Below are 14836 nucleotides of genomic sequence, written 5' to 3' on the forward strand. Positions count from 1 at the left end.
TTTTCATTGTATTTGTTTTATTATTCTGTTACAGAATTTTGTTAAGACTGTAACAAGGGATTTTTATAAGATAAAAAAGACCGTCTTATCAGGACAGTCTTTTTATTTTTTAGTGGCGGAACTTATTAGCTTGTTGGCCAAAGTCCTGCATATTCAGAATTACCGTAAGTAATTGTTTCAGCGCTTACTACAAAGCTTATCAGCATATTATTGCTGTCTATTGCATCAAAATCTACTTCGTGTTGAATCACATATCCGTTTTCCCATTTCAAAGTAATTAATGTTCCTTCTTCGTGAGATTTATTGAAATTGATTTCCCCGGTTGTAGGCTTATATTTGCTGTTCAGTAAACTTTCCAGAACATCAGATTTTTCTGTTGCTTCGATGGTTACTTTAATCAATGCATTTGACGGATCTGATGCTACACGTCCTGAAACGTCTGTAGCTCTTGAAACGCTGTAATTAAGTTTTAATAACTTCTGACCTTCACCTCCATTGAATTTTAAGATTCCTCTTGAATTTCCTGCCATATTCTTAAATTTAAATCATTAATGATAGCCCTGTTTAAAGGTTTTTCTGTAACAAAGATAGACTTCATGTTCTAATTTAAAAAGTTTTAAAGCCATAGTTTCAAAAATTGTAGTAATTCTACGATTTTATCCTTTTCAAAATTATATATTTTTCAAAAAATGGCTTAGGTTTTTAATCTTCTCTATTCTATAATCAGAAATGTTTATAAACATAGGAAACAACCATTATTACAAGATTAATAACAATCAGTACCATAAGAACAGACAAATATTTTCTTTTCTTATCTACAAAACTTAGTCCCAGAATGAAAAAAAACAACAATACAGTGTATACAGCCGGATACATTTTAAATGCTTCTGAAAACTGACCTTCAAAGACCAGCACAATGGCTCGCTGGGCACCACATCCCAAACATTCCACCCCCAGGAATTTCTTACTGGGACAGGTCAGCATAAAGTCTTCTATTTTCATTTCCGGAGAATTAGTATGTTCAGATGATTATGAGGAGATCTTGGCTCTGGTATATTGATGGGGGAAAAAGCAGTCTTCTTTCATTTCAAAGCTTCCCTGGACCGCCAGATATGGGTTTCTTAAGATTTCCCTTGCAACAAAGATCAGATCTGCCTCACCATTCTGAAGAATTTCCTCAGCCTGTTTTAGTTCTGTAATTAAACCTACTGCTCCTGTTTTTACATTAGCTCCACTTCTTATCTGAGACGAAAAAGGAACCTGGTAGCCATTAAAAACTGAAATTTTGGCACCGTGGATATTCCCGCCACTTGATACATCTACAAGGTCTACAGCATGTTCTTTTAAAACTTTTGCCATGGCTACACTATCCTGAATATCCCAGCCATTCTCTGCATATTCAGTTCCGGAAACCCTTACAAAAAGAGCTGTATTTTCATTCAGTTCTTCATTTACGGCATCTACAATTTCAATAAGAAAACGGATTCTGTTCTCGAAGCTTCCACCATATTCATCTGTCCGGATATTGGATAGTGGCGACAGGAACTGGTGGACCAGATAACCATGTGCCCCGTGAATTTCAATCACATCAAAACCTGCTTTTACAGCTCTTCGGGCTGCCTTTTTAAAGTTTTGAACCTGCTCTTTTACCTCATCAGTAGTTAAAGAATGGGGAATTCTTTCTGAAGGATGATAAGGAATAGAACTTGGCGCAATGGTTTCCCAGCCTTCCTCAACAGGGATCTGTACATTATTCCATGTAGAGCCTTTTCTTCCGGCATGAGCCAGCTGAATTCCTATTTTACTGTCTGAATTCTGATGAACAAATTCTACAATTTTCTGTAGCTTTTCTGCCTGTTCATCATTCCATATTCCCATGCAGTGATTGGTAATTCTTCCCCTAGGTTCTACTCCTGTTGCTTCCACAACAAGCAAACCTGTTCCTCCCTGGGCTCGGCTTCCATAATGCACCAAATGAAAGTCGTTGGGCATTCCGTTTTCGCTTGAATACATACACATGGGAGACATTACCCAGCGGTTTTTTAACTCTACATTCCTGAATTGTATTGGAGTATATAACATTTTATAATCTTAAAAATTGAACTTTTTTACCGGAAGAATAAAATATTGCCCACCTCATTAAAAAGAACTAATTTTACCCCCCTTTTTTACTGTACAATATATGAAAAAAGACATACAGATCAGTTACGAATATTTTAAAAATAGCAGCGAACTGAACGATATAGAAAAACAATTATTCGAAAGGGCCAAGGCGGCCCGCGAAAATGCTTATGCACCCTACTCACAATTTTTTGTGGGATGTGCTGTATTACTGGAAAACGGAGAGATATATTCCGGGAACAACCAGGAGAATGCAGCGTTTCCTTCAGGACTTTGTGCGGAGAGAACCACCCTTTTCTGGGTTGCGGCCAACTTTCCTGATGTGAAGGTGAAAAAGATCTTCGTTGTAGGAGGTCCGAAGGAGTTTCATGAGAAGAATCCACCGATTCCGCCTTGTGGAGCCTGCCGTCAGAGTTTAATAGAATACGAAACCAAGCAGAACGAAAACATTGATCTTTATTTTTCAAGCATGAATGAGGAAGTGGTAAAAGTACATGCGGTGAAGGATTTATTGCCTTTCTATTTTGATTCTACCTTTTTATAAGGCGAATTTATAGAATTGGAATTTATGATTTTAAAATAGATATTCGGCCTTGGCTGTGATATTAAAATAATACGGACTTACATTTTACAGTAAGGTTCATTAAACCAACAGAAGTTCTGTTGGTTTTTTATTTGAGATGTTCTCATGCTCAGAAAAGAAAATAGCAGTGGAAGAACCTGAACAAAAATCTGCGAAATTTCCTAAATCCGCGAGGAAATATTCTGCATATAGTTTTAAACTCTCGCAGATTATGCTGATTGAGCAGATCTTTAAGAAGAGGTAAATAAAAAAGGTTGATTTATTTCTAAAGCAACCTTTTTATTTTTTACATTACCAATTAGTCTTCTGTTTCCTCTTCGTCCTCATCATCTTCATATTGCTCCAGGTAGTAGCTGAAAGTGAAGTCTTCTACTTCTTCCTCGGCATCTTCCAAAGTGGTTAAAAGGTCTTCAAAGATTTCAAGCTGATCTACCGTCATATTCACAAATTCAATGTGAAGCGGCATTTCAAGGTCTCCGGTAATGGTATCGAAAAGTGCATCAAGGTTATCTCCGAAATGTTCAGGAAGCTGAACTTTTTCTTTTAATTGAGCATAGAAGTCCTCGTAATCGCCTATGTCTGTAAAATCTATATATACTGTCTTCATATTGAACTAAATTTCCAATTTTTACTGATCAAAAAAGTTTTGCATTTTTTGCAGAAATCCGTTTCCTCATTGGTAGGATTTTTACCTTCTGCATCTCTCATAAAGCACATTTTTTCAGGGCAATGTGGCAGCCCTTGAGTATGACCAAGTTCATGAATGGCAATTTTGTAAAACTGCTCATCGGAATTTTCTCTGCTTAGCCTAAAACTGGAAGCTACACAAGCTTTACCAGGCCTATATCCTAAACCCATAATTCCAAAATCCTTTATCTTTCCTTTGGTTGCACTGATATCCTTTGACGTAAGTCCAATAGTAACAAAACCTTCTCTTGTCCTACTGTTTAGAAACTTAATCGTTGAATCCGCTCGGTAGCGATTTCTTTCCCTATAATAAGCATTTTCCGGGAAGTCTATAACTTCAAGCACCTTAACATTAGGATATATTTTTTTAATTCCTGCAGCTACTGTTTCCACCTTCTCAGGTTTTATATCTCTGAATGGCAGGATGAGTATGGTTATAGCAGGTTTTTGTTCCGGTTCTTCCACTGCTATTTTCTTTTCTGAGCATGAGAACATCAGAAATAAACCCAGTGCATACACAAAACTTTTATTTTTCAAAATTACTATTTATCCTGATTTAAATGCAAATTATACTTTTTTACTTTTTATCCTTCGGATTTTGTCATTGCGAGGAACGAAGTGACGAAGCAATCTCAAAAAACATCTGAATAGTATCTGTTAGGTCATTCCATTCAGGATTTATACTATTAATCAAGTCAAGTTTCTTCTGTCTTGATCCTGCTTTTATTTGTTTTTCCCTGGCAATAGCATCTCCTATTTCCTGAAAAGCCTCCCAATACACAAGTATATACAATTTATATCTTGACGTAAAGCTTTGAGAATAATAGGCTTCTTTATGCTGTTGAATACGTTTAGGCAGGTTTGAGGTAACTCCGGTATAAAGAGTTGTATAATTTTTATTAGTCATTATATAAATAAAACCTGCTTTCATTATTCTATAGGATTTATTGTAATGAAGAGATTGCTTCGTCGCTTTGCTCCTCGCAATGACGATTACTGTTTTTCAAAACTCTTATAATGGTTTTTGGTAAGATAAACATCTCCATTTTTAGTATAGATGATACGATCTGCATTTCTTCCTCCACAATCATAATTGACATCAGCTTCAAAATATTGGTTTCCATCCGGAAGTCTTCCTTCCCTGTTTCCAAATCTGTCTCCACCAATGGCCCTTCCGGGAAGCACATCGCAAAGATTTCCTTTTGAAGGATTCCATCCCTGGTTTCTTGCCTCTCTTTTGGTGATATAGTAATCCGGAAGCTTATGATTTTGCTTTACATAGCTGATAACCGTTTTTTCCTCAGTCAGTTTTTCAATAGAAATCTGTGCTGATGGACTTCCGGCATTGTATTGTTCTTCTGTAAAAGCACTGCCATAACTTACCGTTTCTGTCTTAGCTGCAGTTGAATGGTCTTTGCTTTTAATGAAATTATTGTAGATATACATCACAGACATTCCGAAAAGAAGCCCAAGACACATAAAAAGTACAGCTCTTGTTTTACTGTTCATAATAACGGTTGTTTAATGTAACAATGTATCAGTTTAGCAATGTAATAATGGTGAATTACCCGTTACACTGCTATTAATTAATGAATACATGATATTTATGATTCTCTCCAGTCTTCAGGAATATCACAAACCGGGATTGGATCCATCTTATGTTTTGCTGCCTTATGCATTCTGTCAAAGATCTGGAATACTTCCTTATCTCTGCCTTCATAGTCTTCAGCTGTTTTGGTTCCATATTCTTTCTGAATTTTCTCCAGTTCCGGATAGGTTGCTCCAATCTGTTGTTCATCGGTACGGTCTATATCCCAAAGTCCATCTGTAGGAATTGCTTCCTGAATGCTTTTAATCAGATTTAATCCTTTTGCCAAAGCATACACTTCTGTTTTATAAAGATCTCCGATTGGCGAAACATCTACTCCACCATCCCCATATTTGGTATAAAACCCAATTCCGAAATCTTCCACTTTATTTCCTGTTCCACACACTAAAAGTCCGTTAATCTGACCGTAATAGTATAAGGTAAGCATTCTCAAACGGGATCTTGTATTAGCAAATGCCAGTTTTTCGTTTGGATACAAATCATCATGGACGTCAAAAGTTTTGTAAAGTTCTTCAAAAGCCGGAGTTAAGTTTACAGACATAATCTCCACGTTTGGAAATCTGGACTTCAGGTCATTCATGTGATCCTGTGCACGGTCTACCTGGTCTGCTTTCTGACGGATCGGCATCTCGATCAATAATGTTTTCAATCCGGTCATTGCTGCCAATGTAGAAACCACTCCGGAATCCACTCCTCCTGAAACTCCTATTACATATCCGTTTACTCTGGCTTTTGTAGCATAGTCTTTTAACCAGCCAACGATATGGTCTATCACTTTTTGTGTCTGCATCGTTTATATTTTTTTAGTCTATTCCAAATTCTTTAGGATATTTCACCATCCCTTTTTTATTTTTTAATCCGTCTTTTACCAGCTCAACAGCCATGCCATTTACTTCCGGAATTTCAAACGGAAATGAGATCCCAAAATTACTTGTTTTTTTGTAACCAAACTTCGGATAATAATTTTCATGTCCGATCAGGATCACCGATTGATATCCTAGCTGCTGGGCAATACGATGGCCTTCAAGGATTAACTGTCCTCCAATTCCCTGATTCTGATACTCAGGCTTTACTGAAACAGGAGCCAGAGCTAATGATTCAAATGTTTCCGTGCCATTTTCAACAGTAAGTTTTGTAAACAAAATATGCCCGGCAATAGTTCCATTTTCGTCCTCAGCAACTAAAGACAGTTCAGAAATAAATGCTTCAGATTTCCTTAATTTTTCAACAAGAAAATGCTCCTGATGGTCACTATGTTCCCTATCTCTGAAGGCTTCTTCCGTCAGTTTAAAAACCGCCTCATAATCTTTTTCCTCTTCTTTTCTTATTGTTATCATTGAATATACTTTTCGCGTTTTAATTCATACCAAGAACAGTTAACGCCAGAGTCTTCAAATTCTTCTGTATTTTCAAAGCCTAATTTGGTTAGAATATAATTAGAGCCTGTATTTCCGACATCGGCAAAAGCGAATATAGTATGTGCATTTAACTCGTTAAAACCATAATCCAGCGTAGCATTTGCTGCTTCCCAGGCATATCCTTTTCCCCAAAACTCAGGAATAAAGCGATATCCTAAATCCAGAGTTTCTACATGCCCGTTAACAGGTTCTTTTAATAGTTTTAACCCACACCATCCTATGAATAATCCGCTTTCTTTTTCAATAACAGCAAGTCTTCCTACTCCGTTTTCTTCATATTGTTTCTGAATCATTTTGATGATTTCCTTTGATTCTTCTATACTTTTCACGGGAGTTCCAAGGTATTTCATCACCTCAGGATCGGAATCCATAAGGAACATTCGTTCAGCATCTTCTTCTTCAATCTTTCTTAAAATGAGTCTTTGAGTCTCTATTTTCATAGTATCAGTTTTGTTCATCGGTTCCAAAAATGGTAACCTCTGTTTTTAATCCTTTTTTTATATCTGTGTCCTTCATTTTATTTCCGCCTACATTTAAAGTCTGTAGAGCCAGGTTTCCGGAAATATCAAGGTGTTGAATTTTATTGTGCTCTACATTCAGCCTCCTTAAATTTTTAAGCTGAGAGAGTTCAATTGTTTTTAGCTGATTTAAAGATAATGTTAATTGGTCAATTTTTGGTGTTCCTTTCAGCGAAATAGTCTCCAAAAAGTTATTATCAAGATATAAAGAACTAAGGTTTTTAAGATTTTCAGCTTTAAATGAAACTACTTTACATCCTGTGCATGAAAAAAGGTTTAGTTTCTCCATATTTTTCAGAACAATGGAAGAAATGGCATTATCATCCAGCATCACCATTTTTACATTTTTGAAGAAATGCAGATCGTCTGTGGAAATAATCCCTTTTTGAACCAAAAAGAGGTTGTTAACCGCTTCTGCTTCAGACTGGCTTATCATTCCGTCTTTATTTACATCAAAGTTTTCAATGACTGTCTTTTCCAGGTTTTTATCTTTAAAATCAAGCTTCTGTGCCTGCAAAACAGACCATACGAAAATACCGGTAATAGCGGTAAATATTTTAAATTTCATCATGAAATGTCCATTTAATCCTTATTTTTGTAAACTTAATGTAAAAATAATGAAGATTTTCAGATATATTGCCGTTTCTTCTGTTTTAATTGCGGGATTGAACTCCTGTAAAAAAGAACCTGAAAACCAGTGGAAAATAGAGGTAAAAGATACCGCCGAAAAAATTGAAATGACGGATATTTCCAAGGAGTTTTATAACCCAAACATTCCTTTAGATCAGTTTAAAGCTAAGTTTCCATGGTTTCAGGGAACCGTTTCTGATGCTGATTTCTCTAAAAGAAGAGCTGATGCGGAAGAGATTAAAATTTATAAAGAAGCAATAGGAAAAATTGATCAGGCTAAATTGCAGAAAGACCTTCAGGATTTATTTTCACATATCAAATATTATTTCCCCCAGTTTAAAAGTCCAAAGGTATATCTGTTTTCATCGGCACTGCAAATGGTTCAGGATCCTATCTTTTATGATGAAAAAGGGAATCTTTTATTCATCGACATTACCGGTTTTATGGGGGATGGCAATGCTCACTACAAAGGGCTGGAGCTGTATTTCCAGAAATCTATGAATCCACAGAATATTGTTCCTAAGGTTTCTCTTCTTTTTGCCGAAAATATTGTAACCGAATCTCCGGATCATCAGAAATTCATAGATCAGGTGATTCTTAACGGAAAAGTAATGATCCTTCAGGATGCATTCCTTCCTGATACTCCGGATTACTTGAAAATGAATTACACTCAAAAACAATACGAATGGGCTACTTACAATGAGGCCAATATCTGGAATTATTTCGTGGAAAGCAATCTGTTATTTGGAGATGATCCAAGATTAGGAGAACGTTTTATTGCGCCGGGCCCCTTCTCAAAGTTCTATACTGAAATAGACAATGAGTCTTCCCCACAGATCGGAATTTTTACAGGCTGGCAGATCTGTAAAGCCTACCTCAAGGAGAAACCGGATACAAAACTTACAGCCTTCCTGAAAATGGATGCTACCCAAATTTTTAACGAATCCGGTTATAAGCCCCGTGTAACAAAGTAACCGTTATTTCATACCTATAGAAGACTTTTTGTAACTACAGAAAGTCTTTTTTATATCATTTCCTGATGAAGATAATTTCGCAGAAATTTTGGATAAGCTGAAGAAGTATTAACTTTGCTGAAAAATTTTAGATTGATATGAGAAAAACTCAGATTACGATAGATGTAGAGCTTGATGAAAACCACGTTCCGGAAAACATCACATGGAATGCTCAGGATGGCGGGATTGAAAAGGAGGAAACAAAGGCTACCATGATCTCTGTATGGGATGACAAAGCAATGGAAGCTTTAAGAATTGATCTTTGGACAAAGGAAATGCCTGTAGATCAGATGAAAATGTTTATCCACCAGATTCTAATTTCTTTAGGAAATACCTATCAAAGAGCAACCGGAGAGGAGGATGTGGCACAATGGATGGAAGAAATAGCAGAAGAGTTTGCTGTAAAATCGGCTATAAAGTAAAAATGTAACAATGAAACAATTTAACAGTGTAACAATTCTAAAACATTGGTAAATTAGTACACTGTTAGATTGATAAATTATAAAAATATTATGAATTTTAATACGAAAGTAATTCACGGAGGGCAGCATCATGAGTCTGCAACGGGATCTGTAAACGTTCCTGTATTCTTAACCTCTACGTTTGCACAAAAAAGCCCTGGAGTACACTCCGGATATGAATATTCAAGAGCAGCTAACCCTACAAGACAGGCATTAGAAGATTCTTTAGCCAGCATTGAAAACGGAGCGAGAGGATTGGCTTTCGGTTCTGGTCTTGCTGCCATCGACTGTGTTTTGAAGTTATTAAACCCTGGTGATGAAGTAATTGCTGTAGATGATCTTTATGGTGGTACTTACAGAATGTTTACCAGACTTTTTGAAAAATATCAGCTTAAGTTCACATTCGTGAATTTTGATGATGCTTCTAAAATTGCTGATGTAATCACAGATAAAACAAAACTGATCTGGGTAGAAACTCCAACAAACCCATTGATGAAGTTAGTAGATATCAAAGCTGTTGTAGACGTTGCTAAAGGAAAAGATATCTTAGTAGCTGTAGACAATACTTTTGCAACGCCTTATATCCAAAGACCAATTGATCTGGGAGCTGATATCGTAATGCACTCCGCTACCAAATATTTAGGAGGACATTCGGACGTTATTGCGGGTGCGCTTATTGCGAAAGATGCGGAATTAGGTGAAAAACTTCATTTCATTCAGTTTGCAAGCGGTGGTATCTTAGGCCCTCACGATTCTTACCTTGTTTTAAGAGGGATCAAAACACTGGCATTAAGAATGCAGAGACATTCTGACAACGGTCTTGCTGTAGCAAAATATCTTGAAACTCATCCGGCAGTAGATAAAGTAATTTATCCTGGATTAGAATCTCATCCTCAATATGAGCTGGCAAAATCTCAGATGAAGGAATCTGGAGGAATGGTTTCATTCACTTTCAAATCTGGAAAGAAAGAAGATGCCATCAAGTTCCTTGAAAAAGTAAGAGTATTTACACTGGCTGAATCTTTAGGAGGAGTAGAATCTCTGGCTAACCACCCTGCTTTAATGACTCACGCTTCTATCCCGGCTGAAAAACGTGCTGAATTGGGAATCACTGATGACCTGGTACGTTTAAGCGTTGGTATTGAAGATGCTGAAGACCTTATCGCAGATCTGGAAAAAGCTTTTTCTTAGACAATAAAACAAATAAAATGAGAAGGATTTAATATCTTTCTCATTTTTATTATCACCACAAATATATATGAAAGACACAAGAAAAGCAGTCATTACAGATTTACCTCAACTGGCTGAACTGTTCGATCAATACAGAATATTCTATCACAAATCATCTGATATTCCTGCTGCCTCAGATTTTTACAGGAAAGAATTGAAAATAAAGACTCTGAAATTTTCGTTGCAGAAGAAAACGGAGTTTTAACAGGTTTTGTACAATTATACCCTATATTTTCATCCACCAGAATGCAGCGTTACTGGCTATTAAATGACCTGTACGTTAATGCCAACTATAGAGGAAAAGGCTATTCTAAAGAACTTATTGAAAGAGCAAAAGAATTATGCAGAGCTTCAAACGCCTGTGGAATCCTTCTTGAAACAGGAAAAGGAAATGATGTAGGCAATCAGCTTTATCCTGCCTGCGGTTTTGAACTTTATGACTCCGTGAACTTCTATGAATGGAGCAATTCATGAGTAATAAGCAATGGGCAATGAGTAATAAAATATGATCACTCATATTTTCCTACAAAAAAACTCTAATCACTACCCCATCTTAGGCACCTAAATTTTAACTTATAACCCAAAAACAACATGACAGATTTTCAGAAATACGTTCAAAGATATCTAGACCAGATTCCATCAGAAGACTGGCTGACTGAATTAAAAATATCAGAAGAAAAAACAATAGGAATTTATTCTAATCTTACTGAGGAACAATCAAAATTTGCTTACGCTGAGGGAAAATGGACACTGAAAGAATTACTTCTGCATTTATCCGATACAGAAAGAGTTTTCCAATACAGAATATTAGCTTTTGCAAGAGGGGATAAAAACAATCTTCCGGGATTTGACGAAAATGAATATGCAGATCAATCTTTCGCCAGTGAAAGATCTCTGGAATCTTTGTTGGATGAATATAAACTTGTAAGAAAGTCTTCTCAGATCTTAATAGAAACAATGAACCCTTCTGCCTTAAAAAATATCGGTACGGCTAATGGCAATGAAATATCGGCAGAAACGATAGCAAAACTGATTATTGGTCATAATTATCATCATCTTAATATTATTGAGGAGAGGTATTTATCTAAATTGGGATGGATGTAAGAATATAATAAATTTTGGCTAAAGCCAGTGGAATATATTGTTTATTGTTAAACGGGCTAAAGCCCGTTTCTATTGAATTTGATAAAATACCGTAAAATTTGTTTTAAACAATATTATCAAACATGTATTTTTCATTCATAAGCAATAATGCATATATAATTTACACACATAAAAAATATCAATAGTGACGGGCTTTAGCCCGTCTTTTAATTTTATAATCCAATCCTATTGGCTTTAGCCAAAACTTAATTAAAAAACATTATTTTTGATAAAAACAACACAAATGTCATTTATCAAAATTTATATTCACCTTGTCTTCTCAACAAGAAACAGAACTCCCTATCTCAATACATTCGACCTAAGAATAAAAGTATGGAAACATATCAAAGAATATTCTTCAGAAAAAGGAATATTCTTAGACATGATTAATGGATATTCAGACCATTGTCATTGTCTGATTTCTTTAGGATCGGATCAGAATATAGAAAAAATAGTACAACTATTGAAAGGGGAATCGTCTTATTGGATCAATAAACATCAACTCACCAAAGATAAATTTGCATGGCAGGATGAATACTTTGCTGTTTCTGTCTCTGAAAACAAATTAGATGTGGTAAGGAATTATATCAAAAATCAAGAAAAACATCATCAGAAAAAAAGTTTTGCAAACGAATATCAGGAATTCATTGAAAAATATAATTTTAAAATATAGGTTTTGGCTAAAGCCAAATGAATTTTTATGTATTGTTGAATGGGCTAAAGCCCATTCCTATTGAATTTGATAAAATGCTGTAAAATTATTTTAAACTAAATCATCATTACAGAAAGCATCCTATTTTTTCAATCGTAAAAATAATTGACAACCATACAGTACAATTTACACTTATGAAACATCAATAGAGACGGGCTTTAGCCCGTCTTTTAATTTTATAACCCAATCCATTGGCTTTAGCCAAAACTTAAAAACTCTGCAATATGTTCTTCCTTTATTATCCTCACTTTTTTGTTTAAAATTCACAGATTTTCTACCTTTACCCATTGTTTATGAATACATAAAAATATGGAACCTATTATTGAAATATTAAAATCCGGCGGAACTATTCTTTACCCTACAGATACCATTTGGGGGATTGGTTGTGATGCGACTAACATAGAAGCTGTCAACAAAATTTTTGACATCAAAAAACGTGAGAAAAATAAATCTATGATCATTCTGGTAGAATCTGAAAAAAGACTTCAGGATCTGGTGGATGTTCCGGAAATGGCTTGGGAAATTATTGACCTAAGTGAGAAACCGGTAACCATTGTTTATGAAAACCCAAGAGGGCTGCCTAAAGAATTGCTTGCTGAAGATGGCAGCATCGGAATCAGATTGGTAAAGAATGACTTCTGTAAAAAACTTATTACTAAACTAAATAAGCCTTTAGTTTCTACGTCTGCCAATTTCAGTGGTGATAAAAGTCCGCTGAAATTCTCTGATATTTCTCCGGAAATCATCAGTTTGGTGGATTATGCTGTGGAGGAAGACAGAGATAAAGTTTCAAAATACTCAGGATCTTCCGTTATTAAAATATGGAATGATAACAGGATAAAAGTTCTCAGAGAATAAAAATCCGGTGTTAATCTGTTTATTTTTTAGAGTCTTGTCAGTGTATATCGGCAGGATTTCTTTTTTTTAATTCTATCTTTGCAAAATCCAACTCTTAAAATACATGCTATGAATCATCAAGAATTCGCTCAAATGTGGATAAATGCCTGGAACTCTCATGATTTAGAGAAAATCCTCTCCCACTATTCTGACGATATTGAGATTACTACTCCCATGATTGCCATGGCTACCGGAGGAAAAGAAAGTTCCTTACAGGGAAAAGAAGCCGTTCGTGAATACTGGAGAAAGGCACTGGATAAGTTTCCGGATCTGCACTTTGATCTGATTCATTCCACAGCAGGAGTAGATTCTGTAGCATTGTTTTATAAGTCTATCATGGATAAACATGCTGTAGAAGTGATGTTTTTTAATGAAGAAGGAAAAATAAGTAAAATGTACGCTCATTATGACTAATGACCGGCATTGGTAGAAATTGACGCTATTATAAACGATGAAAATTAATCTTACTCAAAATAAGAATTTAAAACTTTTTAAAATCATTTCTGAAGCTGCAGAAAGAAATAACCAATCTGTATACATTGTTGGTGGATACGTCCGTGATCTTCTGATGAAGAGAAAGGCTTCCACGGATATCGACTTTGTAACTGAACAGAGCGGTATTGAACTGGCTCAGAATGTAGCTCAGGATATTGATCCTAAATTAAAGGTTTCCGTATTTAAAACCTATGGAACAGCGATGATCAAATATAAAGATCTTGAGCTGGAATTTGTTGGTGCCAGAAAGGAAAGCTATACGGAAAACAGCCGAAAACCTGAAGTAGAAGGCGGAACATTGGAGGACGACCAGAAAAGAAGAGATTTTACCATCAATGCAATGGCTATTTCCCTGAATAAAAATAACTTCGGAGAACTGATTGACCCGTTCAACGGAATTGAAGACCTTGAAAAAGAAATTTTAAGAACTCCATTGGAGCCCGCTCAAACCTATTCTGATGATCCATTGAGAATGATGAGAGCGATAAGGTTTGCGTCCACTCTAAATTTTACTATCGAAGAAAATTCATTGGAGGCCATTAAACAGGAAGCGGAAAGAATCAAGATTGTTTCTATGGAAAGAATCATGGTAGAATTCAACAAGATCATGCTATCTGAAAAACCTTCTGTTGGCTTGAGATTAATGGAACAAACAGGACTTTTAAAGCTTGTTATTCCTGAACTGATCGAACTTAAAGGAGTGGAAGAAGTGGAAGGACAAACCCACAAAGATAATTTCTACCACACTCTTGAAGTTGTGGATAATATTTCTTTGAATACTGATAACCTTTGGCTTCGCTGGGCTGCATTACTCCATGATATAGGAAAAGCCCCTACAAAAAAATTTGTGGAAGGTACAGGATGGACGTTCCATGGACATGAGTTTTTAGGCTCTAAAATGGTAAAAACACTTTTCCAGAGATTGAAACTGCCTTTGGGAAGCGATATGAAATATGTTCAGAAGATGGTAAAGCTTTCTTCCAGACCTATTGCTTTAATTACGGATGATGCCTCAGATTCTGCTTTAAGAAGGCTTTTATTTGATGCAGGAGAGGACCTTGAAGATCTCTTTACTCTCTGCAAGGCAGATATCACTACCAAAAACTCAAGAAAGCAGGAGAAATTCAAGAAAAACTTTGAATATGTAGCCGTTAAGATTAAAGAGGTAGAGGAAAAAGATCAGGTTAGGAACTTCCAGCCTCCTATTACCGGAGAAGAGATCATGGAAATGTTTAACCTTCAACCGGGCCGTGAAATTGGTATTTTAAAGGAAAAGGTAAAAGAAGCCATCCTTGAAGGTGAAATTCCAAATGAAAAGG

Annotated in this window: 22 protein-coding genes; 11 read left to right on the forward strand and 11 right to left on the reverse strand. The window is 35.8% G+C overall.

From position 1 onward, the window contains the following. Window positions 1-125 precede the first annotated feature (125 nt). From tssD to namA, 3 genes are all read right to left on the reverse strand, one after another. A complete protein-coding gene (gene tssD, locus BBH99_RS21525) occupies window positions 126-530 on the reverse strand; it encodes a type VI secretion system tube protein TssD (protein WP_066700502.1) in 405 nt (134 codons plus the stop codon). A gap of 193 nt (window positions 531-723) precedes the next feature. Then, window positions 724-1002: a DUF2752 domain-containing protein gene (locus BBH99_RS21530; protein ID WP_066700508.1), complete on the reverse strand. Its 279-nt coding sequence runs from the start codon at window positions 1000-1002 to the stop codon at window positions 724-726. Between the two features lie 27 nt (window positions 1003-1029). Continuing rightward, a complete protein-coding gene (namA, locus tag BBH99_RS21535; protein WP_066700510.1) occupies window positions 1030-2082 on the reverse strand; it encodes an NADPH dehydrogenase NamA in 1053 nt (350 codons plus the stop codon). 100 nt (window positions 2083-2182) lie between these two features. On the opposite strand from namA, the gene BBH99_RS21540 reads away from it, so the two are divergent. Then, window positions 2183-2665 (forward strand): cytidine deaminase, encoded by a 483-nt coding sequence (locus BBH99_RS21540; RefSeq protein WP_066700514.1) that lies wholly within the window; start codon window positions 2183-2185, stop codon window positions 2663-2665. 337 nt (window positions 2666-3002) lie between these two features. Here BBH99_RS21540 and BBH99_RS21545 read toward each other — a convergent pair whose 3' ends face one another. The 8 genes from BBH99_RS21545 to BBH99_RS21580 all read right to left on the reverse strand — a co-directional run bounded on the left by BBH99_RS21545 (window position 3003) and on the right by BBH99_RS21580 (window position 7507). Continuing rightward, window positions 3003-3311, reverse strand: a complete 309-nt coding sequence (locus tag BBH99_RS21545; protein WP_045499946.1) for a barstar family protein — start codon at window positions 3309-3311, stop codon at window positions 3003-3005. Beyond that, window positions 3308-3928 carry a Zn-dependent protease gene (locus tag BBH99_RS21550; RefSeq protein ID WP_228390871.1) on the reverse strand — a complete coding sequence of 207 codons (621 nt, stop codon included), beginning with the start codon at window positions 3926-3928 and terminating at the stop codon, window positions 3308-3310. The genes BBH99_RS21545 and BBH99_RS21550 overlap by 4 nt, the downstream gene beginning before the upstream one ends. Before the next feature lie 64 nt (window positions 3929-3992). Then, window positions 3993-4322 (reverse strand): GIY-YIG nuclease family protein, encoded by a 330-nt coding sequence (locus tag BBH99_RS21555; RefSeq protein ID WP_066700516.1) that lies wholly within the window; start codon window positions 4320-4322, stop codon window positions 3993-3995. A 62-nt stretch (window positions 4323-4384) separates the two neighbouring features. Further along, window positions 4385-4900, reverse strand: a complete 516-nt coding sequence (locus tag BBH99_RS21560; protein WP_066700518.1) for a ribonuclease domain-containing protein — start codon at window positions 4898-4900, stop codon at window positions 4385-4387. 95 nt (window positions 4901-4995) lie between these two features. Next, window positions 4996-5790, reverse strand: a complete 795-nt coding sequence (gene nadE, locus BBH99_RS21565) for an NAD(+) synthase (protein ID WP_066700520.1) — start codon at window positions 5788-5790, stop codon at window positions 4996-4998. A 13-nt stretch (window positions 5791-5803) separates the two neighbouring features. Beyond that, on the reverse strand, window positions 5804-6337 hold the full coding sequence (locus tag BBH99_RS21570) for a GNAT family N-acetyltransferase (RefSeq protein WP_185111118.1): 534 nt from the start codon (window positions 6335-6337) through the stop codon (window positions 5804-5806). Further along, complete coding sequence (locus tag BBH99_RS21575) at window positions 6334-6858, reverse strand: GNAT family N-acetyltransferase (protein WP_066700544.1); 525 nt, start codon at window positions 6856-6858, stop codon at window positions 6334-6336. Before BBH99_RS21575 ends, BBH99_RS21570 begins: the two co-directional genes overlap by 4 nt. A 4-nt stretch (window positions 6859-6862) precedes the next feature. Further along, window positions 6863-7507 (reverse strand): leucine-rich repeat domain-containing protein, encoded by a 645-nt coding sequence (locus BBH99_RS21580; RefSeq protein WP_066700522.1) that lies wholly within the window; start codon window positions 7505-7507, stop codon window positions 6863-6865. A gap of 46 nt (window positions 7508-7553) precedes the next feature. Here BBH99_RS21580 and gldB point away from each other — a divergent pair, with 46 nt between their 5' ends. The 10 genes from gldB to BBH99_RS21625 all read left to right on the forward strand — a co-directional run. Beyond that, window positions 7554-8540: a gliding motility lipoprotein GldB gene (gene gldB, locus BBH99_RS21585; protein ID WP_185111120.1), complete on the forward strand. Its 987-nt coding sequence runs from the start codon at window positions 7554-7556 to the stop codon at window positions 8538-8540. A 137-nt stretch (window positions 8541-8677) separates the two neighbouring features. Continuing rightward, window positions 8678-9001 (forward strand): gliding motility protein GldC, encoded by a 324-nt coding sequence (gene gldC, locus BBH99_RS21590; protein ID WP_066700524.1) that lies wholly within the window; start codon window positions 8678-8680, stop codon window positions 8999-9001. Between the two features lie 90 nt (window positions 9002-9091). After that, window positions 9092-10231, forward strand: a complete 1140-nt coding sequence (locus BBH99_RS21595) for a cystathionine gamma-synthase (protein ID WP_066700526.1) — start codon at window positions 9092-9094, stop codon at window positions 10229-10231. Between the two features lie 67 nt (window positions 10232-10298). Continuing rightward, window positions 10299-10475, forward strand: coding sequence for a hypothetical protein (locus BBH99_RS23115; RefSeq protein WP_394333788.1), 177 nt, complete (start codon window positions 10299-10301; stop codon window positions 10473-10475). Then, a complete protein-coding gene (locus tag BBH99_RS21600; protein WP_394363561.1) occupies window positions 10445-10744 on the forward strand; it encodes a GNAT family N-acetyltransferase in 300 nt (99 codons plus the stop codon). The genes BBH99_RS23115 and BBH99_RS21600 overlap by 31 nt, the downstream gene beginning before the upstream one ends. Window positions 10745-10861: 117 nt before the next feature. Continuing rightward, the gene (locus BBH99_RS21605) at window positions 10862-11374 is read left to right on the forward strand and encodes a DinB family protein (RefSeq protein ID WP_066700528.1); all 513 of its coding nucleotides are present in this window, start codon (window positions 10862-10864) and stop codon (window positions 11372-11374) included. A gap of 283 nt (window positions 11375-11657) precedes the next feature. Continuing rightward, a complete protein-coding gene (tnpA, locus tag BBH99_RS21610) occupies window positions 11658-12086 on the forward strand; it encodes an IS200/IS605 family transposase (RefSeq protein ID WP_066700529.1) in 429 nt (142 codons plus the stop codon). Window positions 12087-12434: 348 nt separating this feature from the next. After that, complete coding sequence (locus BBH99_RS21615) at window positions 12435-12983, forward strand: L-threonylcarbamoyladenylate synthase (RefSeq protein WP_066700534.1); 549 nt, start codon at window positions 12435-12437, stop codon at window positions 12981-12983. A 108-nt stretch (window positions 12984-13091) separates the two neighbouring features. Continuing rightward, on the forward strand, window positions 13092-13436 hold the full coding sequence (locus tag BBH99_RS21620) for a nuclear transport factor 2 family protein (RefSeq protein ID WP_066700536.1): 345 nt from the start codon (window positions 13092-13094) through the stop codon (window positions 13434-13436). Between the two features lie 37 nt (window positions 13437-13473). Continuing rightward, a partial coding sequence (locus BBH99_RS21625) for a CCA tRNA nucleotidyltransferase (protein WP_066700538.1) occupies window positions 13474-14836 on the forward strand: 1363 nt, incomplete at its 3' end.

Origin of the sequence: Chryseobacterium contaminans (genome assembly GCF_001684955.1) — a bacterium.
GTDB classification, from domain to species: Bacteria; Bacteroidota; Bacteroidia; order Flavobacteriales; family Weeksellaceae; genus Chryseobacterium; species Chryseobacterium contaminans.

Coding starts and splice junctions, on each gene's coding strand:
- tssD (WP_066700502.1), bottom strand. CDS start 530: ATGGCAGGAAATTCAAGAGGAATCTTAAAATTCAATGGAGGTGAAGGT.
- BBH99_RS21530 (WP_066700508.1), bottom strand. CDS start 1,002: ATGAAAATAGAAGACTTTATGCTGACCTGTCCCAGTAAGAAATTCCTG.
- namA (WP_066700510.1), bottom strand. CDS start 2,082: ATGTTATATACTCCAATACAATTCAGGAATGTAGAGTTAAAAAACCGC.
- BBH99_RS21540 (WP_066700514.1), top strand. CDS start 2,183: ATGAAAAAAGACATACAGATCAGTTACGAATATTTTAAAAATAGCAGC.
- BBH99_RS21545 (WP_045499946.1), bottom strand. CDS start 3,311: ATGAAGACAGTATATATAGATTTTACAGACATAGGCGATTACGAGGAC.
- BBH99_RS21555 (WP_066700516.1), bottom strand. CDS start 4,322: ATGAAAGCAGGTTTTATTTATATAATGACTAATAAAAATTATACAACT.
- BBH99_RS21560 (WP_066700518.1), bottom strand. CDS start 4,900: ATGAACAGTAAAACAAGAGCTGTACTTTTTATGTGTCTTGGGCTTCTT.
- nadE (WP_066700520.1), bottom strand. CDS start 5,790: ATGCAGACACAAAAAGTGATAGACCATATCGTTGGCTGGTTAAAAGAC.
- BBH99_RS21570 (WP_185111118.1), bottom strand. CDS start 6,337: ATGATAACAATAAGAAAAGAAGAGGAAAAAGATTATGAGGCGGTTTTT.
- BBH99_RS21575 (WP_066700544.1), bottom strand. CDS start 6,858: ATGAAAATAGAGACTCAAAGACTCATTTTAAGAAAGATTGAAGAAGAA.
- BBH99_RS21580 (WP_066700522.1), bottom strand. CDS start 7,507: ATGATGAAATTTAAAATATTTACCGCTATTACCGGTATTTTCGTATGG.
- gldB (WP_185111120.1), top strand. CDS start 7,554: ATGAAGATTTTCAGATATATTGCCGTTTCTTCTGTTTTAATTGCGGGA.
- gldC (WP_066700524.1), top strand. CDS start 8,678: ATGAGAAAAACTCAGATTACGATAGATGTAGAGCTTGATGAAAACCAC.
- BBH99_RS21595 (WP_066700526.1), top strand. CDS start 9,092: ATGAATTTTAATACGAAAGTAATTCACGGAGGGCAGCATCATGAGTCT.
- BBH99_RS23115 (WP_394333788.1), top strand. CDS start 10,299: ATGAAAGACACAAGAAAAGCAGTCATTACAGATTTACCTCAACTGGCT.
- BBH99_RS21605 (WP_066700528.1), top strand. CDS start 10,862: ATGACAGATTTTCAGAAATACGTTCAAAGATATCTAGACCAGATTCCA.
- tnpA (WP_066700529.1), top strand. CDS start 11,658: ATGTCATTTATCAAAATTTATATTCACCTTGTCTTCTCAACAAGAAAC.
- BBH99_RS21615 (WP_066700534.1), top strand. CDS start 12,435: ATGGAACCTATTATTGAAATATTAAAATCCGGCGGAACTATTCTTTAC.
- BBH99_RS21620 (WP_066700536.1), top strand. CDS start 13,092: ATGAATCATCAAGAATTCGCTCAAATGTGGATAAATGCCTGGAACTCT.